This is a genomic window from Kribbella sp. NPDC023855, assembly GCF_040639475.1.
Taxonomy (GTDB): domain Bacteria; phylum Actinomycetota; class Actinomycetes; order Propionibacteriales; family Kribbellaceae; genus Kribbella.
The window spans coordinates 141,751-157,811 of record NZ_JBFAAA010000012.1; the positions used below are offsets into that span (position 1 = coordinate 141,751).

Annotated in this window: 18 protein-coding genes and 1 tRNA gene; 6 read left to right on the top strand and 13 right to left on the bottom strand. The window is 67.5% G+C overall.

The genetic code is table 11. The features are described from left to right. Positions 1 to 25 precede the first annotated feature (25 nt). Complete coding sequence (locus AB0F51_RS32215; protein WP_360285927.1) at positions 26 to 481, bottom strand: DUF1707 domain-containing protein; 456 nt, start codon at positions 479 to 481, stop codon at positions 26 to 28. Next, complete coding sequence (locus AB0F51_RS32220) at positions 478 to 1,164, bottom strand: PadR family transcriptional regulator (RefSeq protein WP_360285929.1); 687 nt, start codon at positions 1,162 to 1,164, stop codon at positions 478 to 480. The genes AB0F51_RS32215 and AB0F51_RS32220 overlap by 4 nt, the downstream gene beginning before the upstream one ends. 159 nt (positions 1,165 to 1,323) lie before the next feature. Between AB0F51_RS32220 and AB0F51_RS32225 the strand changes: the two genes are divergently transcribed. Beyond that, positions 1,324 to 1,716 carry a hypothetical protein gene (locus AB0F51_RS32225; protein WP_360285930.1) on the top strand — a complete coding sequence of 131 codons (393 nt, stop codon included), beginning with the start codon at positions 1,324 to 1,326 and terminating at the stop codon, positions 1,714 to 1,716. A gap of 59 nt (positions 1,717 to 1,775) precedes the next feature. On the opposite strand, the gene AB0F51_RS32230 is transcribed toward AB0F51_RS32225, so the two are convergent. After that, complete coding sequence (locus tag AB0F51_RS32230; RefSeq protein WP_360285932.1) at positions 1,776 to 3,788, bottom strand: AAA family ATPase; 2,013 nt, start codon at positions 3,786 to 3,788, stop codon at positions 1,776 to 1,778. Positions 3,789 to 3,947: 159 nt separating this feature from the next. Between AB0F51_RS32230 and AB0F51_RS32235 the strand changes: the two genes are divergently transcribed. Beyond that, positions 3,948 to 6,041, top strand: a complete 2,094-nt coding sequence (locus AB0F51_RS32235) for a hypothetical protein (protein ID WP_360285934.1) — start codon at positions 3,948 to 3,950, stop codon at positions 6,039 to 6,041. Positions 6,042 to 6,110: 69 nt separating this feature from the next. Here AB0F51_RS32235 and smpB read toward each other — a convergent pair whose 3' ends face one another. From smpB to AB0F51_RS32270, 7 genes are all read right to left on the bottom strand, one after another. Further along, positions 6,111 to 6,590: an SsrA-binding protein SmpB gene (gene smpB, locus AB0F51_RS32240; protein ID WP_360285935.1), complete on the bottom strand. Its 480-nt coding sequence runs from the start codon at positions 6,588 to 6,590 to the stop codon at positions 6,111 to 6,113. 390 nt (positions 6,591 to 6,980) lie between these two features. Next, complete coding sequence (locus AB0F51_RS32245; protein ID WP_360285937.1) at positions 6,981 to 7,784, bottom strand: helix-turn-helix transcriptional regulator; 804 nt, start codon at positions 7,782 to 7,784, stop codon at positions 6,981 to 6,983. Between the two features lie 287 nt (positions 7,785 to 8,071). After that, positions 8,072 to 8,144: transfer RNA gene (locus AB0F51_RS32250), tRNA-Arg, on the bottom strand. A gap of 32 nt (positions 8,145 to 8,176) precedes the next feature. Continuing rightward, positions 8,177 to 9,433, bottom strand: a complete 1,257-nt coding sequence (locus AB0F51_RS32255; RefSeq protein ID WP_360285938.1) for a S1 family peptidase — start codon at positions 9,431 to 9,433, stop codon at positions 8,177 to 8,179. 143 nt (positions 9,434 to 9,576) lie between these two features. Then, on the bottom strand, positions 9,577 to 10,179 hold the full coding sequence (locus tag AB0F51_RS32260) for an META domain-containing protein (protein ID WP_360285940.1): 603 nt from the start codon (positions 10,177 to 10,179) through the stop codon (positions 9,577 to 9,579). Next, a complete protein-coding gene (locus AB0F51_RS32265) occupies positions 10,176 to 10,670 on the bottom strand; it encodes a SigE family RNA polymerase sigma factor (RefSeq protein ID WP_360285942.1) in 495 nt (164 codons plus the stop codon). The genes AB0F51_RS32260 and AB0F51_RS32265 overlap by 4 nt, the downstream gene beginning before the upstream one ends. Before the next feature lie 585 nt (positions 10,671 to 11,255). Continuing rightward, entirely contained in the window at positions 11,256 to 11,861 is a 606-nt protein-coding gene (locus AB0F51_RS32270; protein ID WP_360285943.1) for a hypothetical protein, read from the bottom strand. 225 nt (positions 11,862 to 12,086) lie between these two features. Between AB0F51_RS32270 and AB0F51_RS32275 the strand changes: the two genes are divergently transcribed. The 4 genes from AB0F51_RS32275 (at position 12,087) to AB0F51_RS32290 (ending at position 14,284) form a co-directional block, all read left to right on the top strand. Then, a complete protein-coding gene (locus AB0F51_RS32275) occupies positions 12,087 to 12,767 on the top strand; it encodes a hypothetical protein (RefSeq protein WP_360285944.1) in 681 nt (226 codons plus the stop codon). A gap of 141 nt (positions 12,768 to 12,908) precedes the next feature. Further along, positions 12,909 to 13,043, top strand: a complete 135-nt coding sequence (locus AB0F51_RS32280; RefSeq protein WP_360285945.1) for a hypothetical protein — start codon at positions 12,909 to 12,911, stop codon at positions 13,041 to 13,043. A gap of 32 nt (positions 13,044 to 13,075) precedes the next feature. After that, positions 13,076 to 13,393 (top strand): hypothetical protein, encoded by a 318-nt coding sequence (locus AB0F51_RS32285; protein ID WP_360285946.1) that lies wholly within the window; start codon positions 13,076 to 13,078, stop codon positions 13,391 to 13,393. Positions 13,394 to 13,801: 408 nt separating this feature from the next. Next, positions 13,802 to 14,284: a GNAT family N-acetyltransferase gene (locus AB0F51_RS32290; RefSeq protein WP_360285947.1), complete on the top strand. Its 483-nt coding sequence runs from the start codon at positions 13,802 to 13,804 to the stop codon at positions 14,282 to 14,284. A 168-nt stretch (positions 14,285 to 14,452) separates the two neighbouring features. Here the strand turns inward: AB0F51_RS32290 and mscL are convergent, their stop codons facing one another. The 3 genes from mscL to AB0F51_RS32305 all read right to left on the bottom strand — a co-directional run bounded on the left by mscL (position 14,453) and on the right by AB0F51_RS32305 (position 16,030). After that, on the bottom strand, positions 14,453 to 14,857 hold the full coding sequence (gene mscL / locus AB0F51_RS32295) for a large conductance mechanosensitive channel protein MscL (protein ID WP_360285948.1): 405 nt from the start codon (positions 14,855 to 14,857) through the stop codon (positions 14,453 to 14,455). A gap of 137 nt (positions 14,858 to 14,994) precedes the next feature. Continuing rightward, on the bottom strand, positions 14,995 to 15,618 hold the full coding sequence (locus AB0F51_RS32300) for an RcpC/CpaB family pilus assembly protein (RefSeq protein ID WP_360285949.1): 624 nt from the start codon (positions 15,616 to 15,618) through the stop codon (positions 14,995 to 14,997). 64 nt (positions 15,619 to 15,682) lie between these two features. Further along, positions 15,683 to 16,030: an FmdB family zinc ribbon protein gene (locus AB0F51_RS32305; protein WP_360285951.1), complete on the bottom strand. Its 348-nt coding sequence runs from the start codon at positions 16,028 to 16,030 to the stop codon at positions 15,683 to 15,685. Positions 16,031 to 16,061: the final 31 nt, after the last annotated feature.

The following is a 16,061-nucleotide window of genomic DNA, read 5'->3' on the forward strand; positions in this document are numbered from 1 at the left end:
GCTGGCGAAGCCTAGCGAGGCGCTCCTAACCCCGGCTGGGGCCCTGCCCGTGACCTGGGGCCCAGTGCCCGTGGCCAGGAGCCCACTGCCCGCGACTCTGGTGCCAGTGCTTGTGGCGACGGGCTCCACTGAACAAGGCAACCCAGAACAGCATCCACAGGATCCAGGGAGCAGTCAGTACTACGGCCGACACGACCAGCCCGACCGTCAGGACCGGCAGCAACATCATGAGTGGAGGCGGCGGGCCGACACGGGTCCGTGCATGCCTCGGCCCTTGCTGGGTCAGCTCCGGGAGATCCGCGAACAGGAGCTCGACCTCATCGGCGTACCGGGCCCTGGTCGCTCGGTCGCTGCGTTCCTCGAACTCCTCCTGCGTCAGCCGTCCGGCCACGAAGTGCTCGCTCAGCGAAGAGACGGCCTGGTCGCGCTCGGCATCACCGATGCGTAGTGAACCGCCCATGACAGGGAGAGGCTCGCTCATGACTGGTCCCGCTCATCGTCGGCGAGGATGGAGTACAGCGTGCGCCGCAAGGTGATCACGGCTTCCCGCGCCTTCGCCTGCTGCTCCGGCGTGCCGGTCGCCATGATCTGCCACATCGCTGTCGCCACCTGCCCGAGGACCGGCTTCAGTCCGTTCTCGTCATCGTCTGCCGGGGCCGACATCGCTTCCCAAGGAGCCGAGACTTCGTCGGCGTGCTCGGCGACATAGGCCCGGCCCTCGTCGGTCAGGGTGAACGTCCGTCGCCCGGTCGCGGCGTCTGCCGTCACCAGCCCTTCGTCCTCGAGCTGTTGCAGGGTCGGATAGATCGACCCCGGGCTGGGCTTCCAAGCGCCACCACTGCGCTCAGCCACCTCCTGAATGATCTGGTAACCATTCATCGGCTGCTCCGCCAGTACTGCGAGGATCGCCGCCCGTACGTCGCCCCGACGGGCCTTCGGACCCCGGAACCCCCGCGGCCCACCGGCCCACGGTGGCGGCCCGCCGAACCCGGGGCCGCCGAACATTCCCCAGCCCCCGAACGCATGCTGCCCGCCGAACGGGTGCTGCCCCTTCGCTGTCCGCCGGCCGGTCATCGCCGCCAGCAGCTCTTCCTTGATCTCCTCGAACCCCGCGCAGGCACGCCCGAACCCGTGCCAGCCGCCGACGTACGCCGATCCCGTCATCACAACCACTCCTCACCGAGCCATCACGATACTCCGACGATATATCGGGAAGTGGCTTCACCCAAGGGCCCTGAGCGGGCGAGCGATGGTACGGAAACTTGGCCGGGGTTGTTACGGTGGGTGATTCCCCTCCTAGCCGTGAACGACTGAAGGGTCGCGATGAGCATCTTCGACAAATTCAAGGACAAGGCGTCCGAACTCCTGGAAGGCGCCACCGGCAAGGTCTCCGAGGCCACCGGGATAGACCTGAGCGGCGCCACCGACAAGATCAGCGAGGCGACCGGCGTGGACGTCGGCGGCGTCGCCGACCAGGCCACGCAGTACACCGAGGGCGTCACCGACCAGGCAACCCAGTACACCGAAGGCCTCGGCGACCAGGCAACCCAGTACACCGAGGGCCTCGGTGAAACCGCTCAGAACGCAGGCGAAACCGCCCAGGGCCACGCCGACGCCGCGGGCGACCACCTCGCCGGCACCACCGGCATCGACGTCCCCACCGAAGACCTCGGCAACCAGGCCACCGACAAGCTCGGCGACATCACCGGCCGCTGACCCATCCCTGCCGATCAGCTCCCGCAACTGCTGTCAGGCGGGAGCGATCGGCAGTCCGGTCAGGTGCCTGGGCGGTTGAGCAGGTAGTCCTCGGCGCGCATCGACGCGGCCGGCTTGACGTCTTCGGGGAGGATTTCGCGCAGGTCCCGTTCGGTCAGGCTGTCCGGGTCGCGCAGGGCCAGACGCGTTGCCTGGTTGGAGATCGCCTCTTCGAGCACGTTGCGGATGAAGCGGCCGTTGCCGAAGTTATGGCCTCGGGGAGCGGCCGGGATGATCCGGCGGACCTTCTCCAGCACCTGGGGCGTGTGGATCATGCCCTTCTGCTGGGCCTGCAGCGCGAAGATGTCGACGAGCTGGTCGGTGTCGTACTCGTTGAAGGACAGCAGCTTCGGGAACCGCGACGCCAGGCCGGGGTTCGACTCCAGGAACCGCTGCATCTCGCGGTGGTATCCGGCCACGATTACCACGACATCGTCGCGGTGGTCCTCCATCATTTTCAGCAACGTGGCAACGGCTTCGAGACCGTAGTCGCCCGGCTGGTTCTCCGGTACCAGGGTGTACGCCTCGTCGACGAACAGCACCCCGCCGAGTGCCTCCCGGAACTTGGCCGCCGTCAGCGGAGCCGTAGTACCGACGCCGGATCCGACCAGGTCGGACCGGTCGACCTCGACCACGTGGCCCTTCTCGAGTACGCCGAGCTGCAGGTAGATCCGCGCGAGCAACCGGGCGATCGTGGTCTTCGCAGTACCGGGCTTGCCGACGAACACCATGTGCCGCGCGCGATCCTGCGTCGGCAGGCCGAGCTCCTTGCGGCGCTGGTTGGTCTTGATCTCGGCGACCATCCGGCGGACCGCTTCCTTGATCGACTCCAGTCCGATCAGGGACTCCAGCTCGGCCAGGGCGTCGTCGACCGGCGTCACAGGCTCAGGCAGCTCCGGCTCATCCGGTACAGGCTCGGGTGTGGTCTCGACTGCAGGCTCGGGCGTCGGCTGGGTTTCCGCGGCGGGGTGGAGCTCGGGCAGCGTGATGACCGTAGGTTCGACGGTTTCTGTCGTTTCTGCCGGTGCGAGGCGCTCACGGTTGAGGAGCTGGAAGAAGGCACCCAGATCGGGCACCTCCGGCTCCGGCCAGGGCCCCTTCTCCAGCACACCGGCCAGATGGACCGACACGCGAGTCGCCGCAGCCGCCCAAGCCCGCGCCAGCACCTGCTGATCCTGACCGATCGCCCGCGCCAGCCACTCGGTGTTGCGCTTCAGCCAGACCTGCGTGTCAAAGGCACCTCGCAGATCCGCGAGCGCATGCTCGACGTCCCACCCAGCCACGCCAAGGATCTGCCCTACAGCTGCCGGCTGGCCGCTAAGCCCAGTGGCCCGAATCAACCGCGCCAGCAGCCTCGCGAAGTCCAGCCCGTCATCATCCGCGAGCACCGCCGACAGCTTGGCGTGCGCGTCCCGGAGGGATTCAAGTGAGTAATGCAACGCTGCCGTGGCGCCGCCAAGCTCCGGCAGTACTGCGCGCTCGGCATCGCTGAGCACAGCGGTGCGCCAGAACTGAAGGATCGTGTCGTAGTCGGCCGCGGTGTGCATCCGGACGGCCTCGCGGTCACCCAGCACCCGGTCGAACGCAGCGGTCAGCGCCTGCGCGCGAACCGCCATCGGCTCAGCACCGACAAACATGCTGACCACATCACGCGACAACTGCAGCGCCTGCAAACGCCCTGCTTCGTTGAAGCCCCGGGCCCCGCTCACCGCCAGCAGTGGCCAGTCAATCGGCCCGACCCGAACCACATGCCCGGCACCCGCGAACCGAACCGACGGCCGATAGAAATCCCGAGTCAGTACTGCGGAGATGTCGGCGTACGGACCCTGCAGCACCGGAATCCACCCGGTGAGCAGCGGCGCGACCTGATGCACCAGCCACACCGCGGCCGGCGTACCGTCGGCGAAGTCCGGAAAGGCTCCCGGTCGCAGCCCGTCCGGGTCGTCGGCCCACTCCCGCAGCCGCCCCCGAACCCCTTCCAGCCACCCGTCCGGCACTTCCCACGGCTGGTCAGCGCCAAGAACATCGAGCACGCGAGGCCTCCGGATCTCCTGAACCACAGACTTCCTCTCCGCCCTCGGACACCTACCTGGAAGCCTCACTTTAATCCGCGACCAGGCGACTCCCAGCCACCAGTACCGCCCCACGGCTATGCTTTGCCGACTTTCTCGAGGCGTTCTGGGGTGGGGTAGATGAGTTTCGCCAAGATTTCGGCAGCGTTGGTGCTGGTGGCCGGGCTGATCGGGGTGTCCGTGTTGCCGGCGCAGGCTGCCGAGCCGCGGCCGGAGGACTTCACGTTCGGCGTCGCGGCGATCGAACCGGGTCGCGGCCAGGTCGAGCTGAGCTGGAAGTACGACGCGCAGTCGGCGTACCAGGTCGAGGAGGTGGTCGGCGAGACTCTGGTGCCGAAGCCTGGTGCGACCTTTACCGGTTGGGGTTCGCGCAACGAGACCCCGGGTACGCACACCTATCGCGTGACCAGGACGGTCAACGGCGAATCGGCGTGGTCGCAGGCGACGGTCGTCGTACCGACGCGCAACCTGATCGGGACGCAGTACGTGACCGGCTGGCTGGTGTCGGCCTCTTCGGTTGCCCAGAGCAACGCCAACGGCGCGACCATCAAACCGGACCTCGGCCGCGAACCGGCCGTCTCGCCGAACCGCCGGACCCTGGCCGTGGCGGTTCGCGATTCGGCCGGTACGTCGCTGTGGCTGTCCGACCCGGAAGGCAAACCGATTCGGGCCCTCACCCAAGGTCTGTGGGATTCCGAGCCGGCGTACTCGCCCGACGGCAAGTCCGTCGCGTTCGTACGGCGTACGACGCACGACGGTGTTCCGAGCGTCTATCTGGTCGACGCGACTACTCCCGATGCGACCCCGGCACCGGTGACGGGGGCGGGCAACACGTCGTCCCCCGCTTGGACGCCGGACGGCAAGTCGTTGGTGCTCGAGCCGGGAGACGGCACGGCCGATCCCGCCACGGAACCGCTGAAGGTGGTTCGGGTCGCGACCGGCGCGACCACCAGCCTCGCCGGCACCGAGGGCGGGCACGACCCTGCGGTCTCGCGGACCGGCCAGGTGGCGTTCCATCGCATGAACGCCGCCCACGACGCGGAGGTCGTGGTGACTAACCTGCAAGGTGTCACCCCGGTCCGCTGGTCGCCTCAGCCGCTGGCCGGTTGGAACTGGTTCGCACCCGCCTGGGATCCGCAGGGCAAGACACTCGCCTGGCTGACCAACCGAGAGGGAGCATCAGGCGGCAGCGCACCGGAGTACGTCACAGGTCCCGGCCAGCAACCGGTGCGCCTGTCGCCGGCCAACGGGCTCAGCAACCTTGGTTTGTCGGACCCGGTCTGGTTCGACTCCGTGAACCAGGCGCCGACGGTCGTGCTCGCAGCACCGTCGATCACAGCAACGGCTTCGACCACGGCGACCATCGCTGTCGCTGATGCCGACGACGCTGTCGGCGGCCTCACCGTCAGCTGCCGGATCGATGCCGGACCGGCGACGGCCTGTGCGCCCGGAGCTTGGCAGGTGCCGGCCCAGAAGCCGGGCACCCACACGCTGGCGGTCACGGTGACCGACCCCAGCGGCCGCAGCACGACGACGAGCAAGACCTGGCTGGTCGACCAGACCGCCCCGGTCGCCGCCCTGCGCGGACCAGCGGTGCCGTTCACGCTCGCGAGCACTATCCCGGTGTCCTGGACTGCCACCGACTCCGGTGCAGGTATCGCCAGCTACCAGGTCCGCTGGACGCGGGCTGCGTTCAACGGTCGCTACGCCGCCTGGCAGTACCCGGCCACCTGGCAGAAGGTCACCGGCACGACCGTCACCTTCAGCGGCGCGGCCCCGGGCTACAACCACTGCTTCCAGGTGCGTGGCGTCGACAAAGCCGGAAACATCGGCGCCTGGTCCGCTCTCAAGTGCGCGGCGGTACCGCTGGACGACCGGTCCCTGAGCATCTCGACCGGCTGGACCCGCGCCACGGGGAGTGCGTTCTACCGCGGCACGGCGACGGTCACCACCAAGACGGGCGCCTACGTGAGCGTGCCCGGCGCCATCCTGAGCCGCGCCGCTCTCGTCGCCACCAAGTGCGCGACGTGCGGAACGGTCCGGATCTACGTCAACAACGTCTCGGTCGGTGCCGTCAACCTGTACGCCGCCAGGACGCAGTACAAGGCAGTCATCGACCTGCCCGCCTTCACCTACCGAACCGGAACCGTGGTCGTGAAGGTCACCTCGACAGGCAAGGCAGTCCAGATCGACGGCCTGGGCGTCAGCCGCTAACCCAGCCGCGAAGCTCGGGGTCATGATGCTCATGTCCCCGAGCTTCTGGCGTTCCTGCGGAGCGGTGAATCAGTCCGGGCGGCCCTTCAGCCGGCGGCTGACCGCACGCTCAACCTCTCGGGTAGCCTCCCGCTCAGCGAGCGCATGCCGCTTGTCCCAAGTCTTCTTACCGCGCCCCAGCGCGATCTCCACCTTGGCCCGACCGTCCTTGAAATAAAGGGTCAACGGCACGATCGTCAGCCCGCTCTCGTTGACCTTCCGCTCGATCTTGTCGATCTGAGCCCGGTGCAACAGCAACTTCCGCTTCCGCCGCGACCCGTCGTTGAACCACCGCGCCTGCGAGTACTGCGGAATGTGCACCCCGTGCAACCAGATCTCCCGGTTCTCCACCATCGCGAACCCGCCCACCGGCGACGCCCGCCCAGCCCGAAGCGCCTTGACCTCCATCCCCTGCAACACAATCCCCGCCTCCCACGACTCCCCCAACTGGTAGTCATGAGCAGCCTTCTTGTTCCGCGCAACCACAGGGTCGATCTGGGGCTTCTTCACCCCTCGATTCTGCCCCCACACCTCGACCTACGACCAAACCGAGGCAAGGCCCACGCGTGCATGGGTAGGTTGCGGCAATGCGACGTGCGTCGCTCGTGGACCTGTCAGCACCCTGATCCCTGGCGGTCTGGCCAGCCCCAACCATCACCACCTTCGCCAAACTCCCCGCCCTACTCGGCCCCCGCCCTACTCGGCCCCCGGCCTAACGTCCTCAAGGCGAGGACTGCGGAGTACAGGACCTGTAGTCGTCACCCGTGTGTTCCCACGGCTGTTCCCACGCCGGGCCGCGTGTGTGCCGCAGGACGGTGGCCTCACGGCCGAATCGGAGAGCTAACAGTCGGTCCCGAAGTTTGGGCCCGATGGCATCGCTTCGCCTAGCCGAGGCCTCTACTAGCGACCGAAAGCACTTGCCACTCGCGCCAGTTGAAGGAGCTCCGCCCGCTCGGAATCTTCCGTTACGCCGTAGAGAGTGAGCAGGTCTTCGACGTCCCGCTCCCTAAAGGGAGTCCTGCCGAGCTCCATGCGGCTGATCTTCGACTCCGAAGCTCGGATCGTCCATCCGGCATCTCCGCGCGTGATACCCGCGTTCTCGCGGGCTCGACGCATGCGGTTGCCGAGTCGTTCGCGAAAGGCCGAATTCCCCGTCTCAAACGTCCAGCCGGTGATTCGAGGCTCAGCACCGACCCAATGAACACTCGGTGAGGGGATGCCTTTTGCAGACTCGGCATCGATGGCGGCAATGAAGCCAGCCTGGAACGATGCCTCGATAAGGCTGCCTAGATCATCTCGCAGCTTCCCAAGATCTGGCCGCTGCTCGCCGCTGGCAGGAGCCTCTTCACCGCTCGCCGGTCTTGGCGCAGAGCCGATGGCAGGGCGCCCGCCGTCCAGTTCAGCTTCGTCGACAGTAACTGCGCCGTCGACAAGCCCTCCTTCGTAGCTCGTAACCCGGATCGCGCCACCGATGGCGCTGTCGATCACGCGCTGGCCACTCTCACTGATCTCCGCGCCGAGCATCAGTGTCTCTTGTTTGGCGTCAAATTCGACCCGCGCACCACCTGCCTCGATCTTCCACAACCTGCGGACGAGGCCGGCTAGTTCACGCCGTAGAAACCAACCGGCGAGTGCGACGACAGCTGGCCACTTGATCGCGTCCAGGGTGGCGTTGATGTGATCCCAGATCTCTACCCCAGTCATCTACGCCTCCCGTTCCGCCTGTGCGAAGCGGTAGAGCACATGCCGTTCGGCGGTAACCAGGGTGGATGCGGGAATCATCGAACTCATCTGGGATGTTGCTGTCATGCCCAATCGTTGCATCACCTGCGGGAGAGGCGCTCGACTCCTCGTTGATCCGCGTGGCCCGATGACTGTCGTCGGCAGAGGCCGCCGAGTAGGTTGCGAGGCCAGGCTCAAGCAGACCGATGCGGGCCGAGGTGTCCGAGAAGAACTCGACCAGTGGGTTGTACGTAGTACGAGTTGGTGGGTGCCCCCGGCAGGATTCGAACCTGCGACGCACGGTTTAGGAAACCGACGCTCTATCCCCTGAGCTACGGGGGCGCACGATGTGACCGGGGTAAGCGTAGCGGACGTCAGCCGGTGATTGCGGTGACGCCTAGGTGGCCGGCTATGGAGGCGTAGCGTTCGGCGTACAGGGTGGTGCAGCGGGAGGCTGTGCAGCCGGCGCCGGCGAAGGTGATGCCTCGGATGGTGGCGGTGGTGGAGCCGGAACGGGTGTACAGGGGGCCGCCGGAGTCGCCGCCGATGATGACTACGGAGGTGCCGCGGGTGGCCCGGATGACGTACGTCGTGCAGCCGTCGGGATCGCAGTACTTCGCGCTGAGCGACTTCACGGTGATGCCGCACAGCGACGTACTGAAGGAGCCGGACTGGCAGACCGATGCGCCGATGGCTGGGTCGCCTGCGCTCTTCACCGTGCGGGTGTCCACTGTGTCGCCGGGGCCGTCGGTCCAGATCTTGGAGCCGTACGAACTGCCGGTCACCAGGGCCTGGTCGTAGTCGGGGTAGTTCGTCCGGACCGTCGTGGTGCCGTAGTAGTTGCTCCCGGAGCGCCAAGACGTGCCCTTGCCGCCGCAGTGGCCGGCCGTGACCGAGCCGCGCTGACCCGTGGAACGCTTGATGACCGAGAAGCCGGCCGTGCAGTTCTTGGTTGCTGATGAGATCCGCGCGCCGCCCCAGTGGCCGCCGTTCGCGGTGTCGCTCAACCGGCTGGTCCGCTGTGCTGACCCGGCGACGGCCCGTACGCCGTCCAACGACTGCAGGGCCTCGACCGCTGCGGCGGACGTGGTGGCCTTGTCGTACTCGACCACGATCTCCTCGGACGCCGGATCCAGGTCTACGGTGTACGTGCTCTTCGCGGCATCGGCCCACGAGCGGGCGCCGACCTGGTTCCAGGCGTCGGCGATGGAGCGGGCGGAGCGGCAGCTGCGCTCTAAACCCAGCATCTTCAGGCCAACGGCCGGCACGTTCTTGGAGACCGCGGCTTGGTACTTCTTCTCGTCAGCCACCGAGTCGTCGATGACAACCTTGTAACCGGTCTCGGCCGACCCCAGTACGCCGACGATGCCCTGGCTGAGCCCGTACGGCAGCCCCGACGTGGGACGCCCAGTCGCGTCAAGCGGCTCGATCGACCGTACTGCGGTCGTCACGCCCTCGCCGATCGCCTGGCCGAGCGGCCTCGGGTCGCTGGCGGAGACCGGTTGGGCCAGCCGGGCTGCGTTCGAGGAGGACGCCGTGGGGTTCGCGTGGTTGCATACGGCGGCTCTTGTGGTGGCTGTTGCAGTCCCCGGCGCGGCCGTCGACGGCAGGGCCGCCACCGAGGCTGTCACCAGTGACACGGAGCAAAGGGCGAGCAGCGGGACAGTAGCTGAGAGTCGCACTAAAGCTCCCCAATCGGTGGACGGCCTCCGCAATCGTCCGGTCAGGGACTGCACATAGTCAAGAGTCGATCACCGTACGCAAGCAAATTCGACTACCCTGCGCGAGCGTATCTCGCAACTTCACGCCCGTCGGCCGCGTAGAAAGCCAGGCTCGTGGTGTCGGCGGTGATCCGTTTGGCCGCCGCCAGTACGGCCGTGTGCGGCACGTTGTCGCAGCCGATCAGGCGCTGGCCGTTCGACTGGCTGGTGAACTCGCCGCGCTGCCCGATCGCATACGTACCGCTGAGGGCGTTGCAGCCGTCGGAGCCGACCCAGGTGCCGTCAGCCTTGAAGGTGATGATCGGGTCCTCGGGGCGCCCGGCCTTGAGGCTGGTGAAGCCGGCGAGCCGCTGTGGACGCCAGCTACCGGTTACTGTCTGGGCGTTCGCCGCAGGGGCCTGAGTGGGTGAGCCGGCAGTCGGTGGGTTGCTCGCGGCCGCGTCTGGGGTCGGCTGCGAGGAGTCGTGCAGGCTGAAGCCGACGACTGCGATGACCGCGACCGCGGCGGCCGCAGTACCGGAGATAAGCCAGGTACGCCGCTGCGCGTGGTGCGCGTCGCTGGTGGCTCGGCCGGCCAGGTCAGCGGCCGGCGGGACGGAAGCTGCGGCGCGTTCGAACGTGGCGCGCAGTTCTTCCTCTAGCTCTGTCTTGCTCACGACAACCTCTCATCAACACGGTGGGACTGCCTCGTCTTGCGGAGCGCGGCGAGGGCTCTGCTCGCGGTCGCGCGCACCGAGGACGGTTTGATGCCGAGCAGGTCGGCGATCGTGCGGTCGTCCAGGTCCTGGTAGTAGCGCAGTACCAGGACGACCCTTTCCCGCGCCGACAGCGTGGCGAGGGCTCGCCAGAGGTCGTCGGAGTTCACGATGTCGGTGGCCGGATCCGGCACCGTGCGATCGGTGCTGAGGTCGGCCGCCGGAGCCTCGGTGAAGGACCGGCGGCGGGTCATCGACAGGTAGGAGTTGATCAGGATCCGGCGTACGTAGTGGTGGGGGTCGTCGGCTTTCTGCACCTTGCGCCAGGACCGGAACGCTTGCATCAGCGCGATCTGGGCCAGGTCCTCGGCACGCTGGTAGTCGCCGGAGACGGTGAAACCGAGGCGCACCAGTTCCTGCCCGCGCGCGGACGCGTACTCCTCGAACTCCACTCGCAACTCCCCAGCTGGGCGTACAACACCTCACACCTATTAGACGCACTGTGCTACCCAGGGTGCTGCAAACATTCACACACAGTTCCATCTCACCCGCCCGTACGCCGGTACGTGGGCCGCGCTCGGCAAACCATCAGCAGGTGGCTGAGAACCACGCTGGCGGCGGTGAGGCGGGGTGGGTGCAAGTTCCCGAGGGGTCGACCAAGCGGGTGCAGCAGGAGGCAGCGGCTGGCTCGACGGGGTGACCTAGGTAAGGCGAGGCCGGGGTGGGCTGGGGCGAGGTGCGGCTAGCGGGAGCGCTTGTCGCGAGGCCGGACGGGCCGTGAATTGGCCAGGGTCAGCTCATGCGTGGACCGTGGTGCGCCGTGGAGGCGGCAGGCGCCAGCACCACTGGGTGCGGGAGACAGGCGGTGGGCGCGAGGGTGGGGGAGATGGAGCTGGGGCCCGGCTTGAGTGTGGGGCTGGAGCTCACCGCGTAGTTGTGGGCCTAGCCACCCGCCTTGCGGGGCCCTGGGGGCGTGTCGCAAGGCGGGTGGGGGGACCCTGGCTCGGACGGCTTCGGGGGGCGCGTCCGGGGCAGGGTCAGCGTAGGCCGAGCGCCTTGATCAGCTCGGGGGTGACTTGCCGCGGCGCGGGGAGCTCGCCGGGTTTGCCCTGTCCTTCGAACGAGGTCGCCACCAGTTGGCGGCAACCGAACGCTTCAGCAGTGAACGAGAGCACGCCGCGGTCGTTGTCGGTGAACCGCAGAACATAGGTCGGGCCCAGTTCCTTGGTGCACATGGCCGGCTTCTTCGCCACCGGCGGCGCGCTGTTCACCAGGGCGAACAGGTCAGTGGCCTGTTTGGCGGTGCGCTGGGTGGTGACGCTGGCGTAGTCCTGGCCGGTCGCGTCCGGCTCGAACTGGCAGATCGTCACGCTGACCGGCTGGAACAGGGACTTGGCGGTCCCCTTCCCCCAGACAGCCTTGTTGACGGCGGTACGGATCGCAGTGATGGTCTCTGGGCATTCCATGCTCGGTTTGCCGCTGGGTGTGGCGGTGGGGGTGGGCGTTGTGCCGGGGGTGGTCGGCGTCTGGCTGGGCTGGGCGCCGGCGCCGCTTGGGCTCTCGTCACCGCAGGCGGCGGTGAATCCGAGAACTGTCACGACGAGCGTCGCCCCGATGAGGCCCCGTGTCCTTGATGCACTCACGACTCGGTCCTTCCGGGTTGGGCAAGGAGACCATCATGGTCGAGGAGGATCTCACTGGTCGTGGCAGAACTGTCACGGCGGCGCGTCTATCTGGTCACGAGGCGGATCGAGTGCCAAAAGTGGCAGTTCTGTAATGCGTGCGACCTGTTCGGGCCGCGGCAATGGGATGATCTGGCGGCAACCGGAGTGACCTGAGGACCGGCGTACCCGACTGGGAGGACGGACGTGGGCAAGAGGAAGGACGCGGCGGAGCTCGCTCGCCGCGAACGCGAGGAATGGCAGCTGGGTCAGGACTGGGCCCGCTGGCTGATCGCGGGCAACACCCCGCAACCGCTCACGTTGTTCGGAATCGTCCTGGAACAAGGGGAGATCGCCTACCTGCAGTCCTCCGCGCACTACGCCCGCCTGTACGCCGGAAGTGGCGCGTACACCACCAGCGGCGGGCTGTTCATCGGCAAGCCGGGCATGGTGCTCGGCATGATGGCGGCGAACGCGGCGGTCAACGCGAGCCGGAAGGCGGCCGCCCGGCGGAACACCCAGGTGCTGTGGCGCGACCTGCAGGAAGTCCCGCTGATCGCGACCAACTACCGGCTGATGTGCCACCTGCCGGCCCGGGGCTGGTTGAGCTTCTACTACAACGCGGTCCAGGAGTTCTATCCCGATCCGGCCAACTGGACGGTGACGTTCGGCTTCCAGAACGCCGAACCGTTGCGCCTCGGCGGCCTGGCGCTACCGACACTGTCCGTGCTCACCGCGTGGTGTGTGCTCGGCGAGCGCTGGCAGCAGGAGCCCGGCATCGCACCACTCGTCCAGGCGGCAACAGCGCCGCAGGTGCAGCCGGGGGAGCAGCAGGCTCAACTGGAAGCGCAGCAGAAGAACCTGCCCCGGATCCCAGGCCAGGACTGATCCACAGCGGGGCTGAGCACCCGGATCGCGACTTCGCGCCGTCGCTCGGCCGGATCGCCCGAGTGGATGGCTGCTCCGACGAGCGGTCGACAACGCAGGAGCCGGCGCGGGACCCTCTCTTGCAGTCGGTAGCCTGGAGGCATGACGAGCCCGTACGAAGACGACGAGCCGCTGCTGCCGGACCAGACGCGGGACGACGACGCCCGCACCTGGGGCGAGAACGACACCAGCGACGACGACGAACGCATCCTCCGCGAGGTCCCTCCGCACCACTGAGCCCGCTGACCGCTGGGTGAGTTTGTGACCCGATGAGTACGGTCTTTCTGATTCACGGTGGGTTGTGGGACTCGATGGACGCGGAGCGCTTCTGGCGTACTCCGGGGGTCGTCGCCGGGCTGGAGGCGCGCGGGCTGACGGTGTTTGCGCCCGATCGTCCGCCTAAGGCTGATAGCTGGAGCGCGGAAGTCGCGGCGCTGAGCAAGTTGCTTCCTGGTGACCGAGTCGCCAAGGTCGGCACCTCCAATGGTTGTCCGGTGGCTGTGCGGCTGGCGCTTGCCTATCCGCAGTTGGTTGAGGGGGCTCGTGCTGGCTTGGCCTGCGACGGGCGGGGATCCGGTGGTGGATGAGCGCACGCGGGCGGGTCTGCTCGCCCAAGGTGCGTCGGCGGATGTAGTCGACGGGCTGTTGAGCGCGGAGACTTTGCGGGGAGTCAGGGACGACGAGCTTGCTCTACTGGATATTCCGGTGGCCGTCGTTCCGTCGGTGCCGGAGAATCCGTTCCACCAACGGGAAGACGGTCGATGCTCTGCTGGAGTTGATCCCCGGAAGCGTGGAACTGCCCGGGTGTCCGGAGCCCCCTAGCCCCCACTTCCCGCAGCACGCAGAGGACCTCGTCGCGACGCTGGCCGGCGTCGTCGAAGGAGCTGGCAACTGACGCTGCCGTTGTCCTTGGTGGTTGGCTCGGGTGCGGGCGCTGACCTGTGGTTGCGGGGTGGCGATGCGGTGGCGTCGCTGGTGAGTGAAGAGGAGTTCGGGTGGAGTTGCGGTCGTTTGCGAGTGAGTACACGGCGACTGTTGCCGGGTGGGCGAGGTCGGCGCAGGAAGTGGCGTTGCTGACCGGGCGGGAGGAGTACCCGTTTCCGGGTGACCTTCTGACAAGTTGGCGCACGGTCGCCGACGACATCCGGGCCTATCTGTACTTCGACGGCGAAACCCCGGTCGCGTACGGCGAACTCTGGCTCGACGACGAGGAGGACGAGGTCGAGCTCGCCCGGATCATCGTCGCGCCCGAGTTGCGCGGCAAGGGCATCGGCACCGAGTTCGTCCGTGCCCTGCTCGCACCGGCACTGTCTTCCGGTTACGCCGATGTCTTCCTGCGTGTCCGTCCCGACAACGAACCGGCCATCCGCACCTACCTGCGCGTCGGTTTCGTCCCCGTCGACGAAGCCCTCGCCGTCGAATGGAACGAACCCCAGCCGATCAACTACACCTGGCTCCGCTACCCAACAACTCCCTAGTCGCACCGGCAAAGCCTGGCTGCACCGGGAAAGCCTGGCTGCACCGGGAAAGCCCTTGGCGCGCCGAGAAACGCTGGTCGCGCCGGGAAGGCCTGGTCGTATCGGGAAGGGTCGTACCGGGAAGGTCTGGTCGTAACGGGAAGGCCTGGCCGTGCCCGAACAGGTGGGTTACTGCTGGCGGGTGCGGAGGGCGTCGCGGATCTCGATCAGGAGTTCCTGGTCCATGGTGAGCGGCTCGGGGTCTTCCTCGGGAGTGTCGGCCCGGGCGGCGCGGCGGTCCTGGATCTTCTTCATCGGGACGACGAGGACGAAGTACACGACCGCTGCGGTCAGGAAGAACACCACGAAGGCGTTGATGATCGCGGCGAGGTCGACCTTCGAGGCTTCGTTGCCCTTGACGATGTGGAACGCCAGCCCGTCCACGTTGCTGCCACCGAGGGAGGCGATCAGCGGGGAGACCAGGTTGTCGACCACGGTCTTCACCACGGTGGCGAAGGCCGTGCCGATAACCACCGCGATGGCCAGATCGAGGACGTTGCCTCGCATCAGAAACTTTTTGAAGCCCTCGAACATGGTGCGTTGCCTCCACGGATGTGGGCCCGGGCGGACCCTCGACTGATTGACCTCGCAAAAGTAGGACCCAGCCCGGTGGATGGCGAGCAAGCGCGCCGCGACGTCACCGATCGCTATCGGATGTGTCCGACAGGTGATCAGCTCGTGTCCGGAGTCAGCGCGAAACTGATCCGGGCGTTGGCGCTGGCCTGGGCGATCCTGGCGATGACCTCCCGACCGGCTGCGATGACGACCAAGGCGCCGGACGCTCCAGTGGTCGACGCGCGGGCAGCGGGTAGTGCGAGCACACGCACCCCGTCGGCAAGCGGAGTCGCGGCATCGCCGGGGGTGCTCGTAGCGGCGTACAGGTCTATTTGGTCGCCGACCTGGAGGAGGCTGGTGAGGTCGGCGTCGTCGATGCGCACGGGGTAGGCGAACTGGCCGGGTGGTAGTGCGGCAGGCGTGAGGAAGCGGGCGTCGGTGAGTGGCTCACCGGAGCGCACCGGTCCCGCCAGGACGCGACGCGTCAGATCGCTACCGGGACGGAGCGCGCCGGCGGGCACGACCCCGGTCGGTAGTCGCACGGTACGGAGGTCACGCGCGGCCGGAGGTGAGCCGCCAGACAGGTCGCGCGCCGCCGCCAGCACGGCCACGGTGGGCGGTGGTGGCGGGGATAGGGCGGTCAGGCCGCAGTACACGGCTGCCGCAGCGGACACCCCCGCGAGGAGACGGCGGTGCCGGCGAACGGCTTTCAGCAGATGACGAAGAATTGGTCGGCTCATGCCAGAGAAGGTACGAGCCTTCGAGCGCCGTTCCCCCGTTGTCCACAAGGGAATCCGGGAAAGTTCAGGCGGCGCTGGTCGTGCTGCTCGACGACGACCCCGAGGAGCCGGCCGAGGACGAACCCGACGACGAGCCGGCCGAGGACTTCGCGGAATCCGACTTCGCCGCGGTGGACGAGGACGACTCCGAGGAGGACGACGACTCGCTCTTGGCCGACACCGTGCTGCTGTTCGACGAGCGGCTGTCGGTGCGGTAGAAGCCCGAGCCCTTGAAGACCACGCCGACGGCGTTGAAGACCTTGCGCAAGGTGCCCTCGCACGCGGGGCAGACCGTCAGGGCGTCATCGGTGAAGCTCTGGCGGACCTCGAGCGAGTTACCACACTCGGTGCACTGGTACTGGTACGTCGGCACGTGATTCCCCTTCAGTCCGCTGGCACTCGTA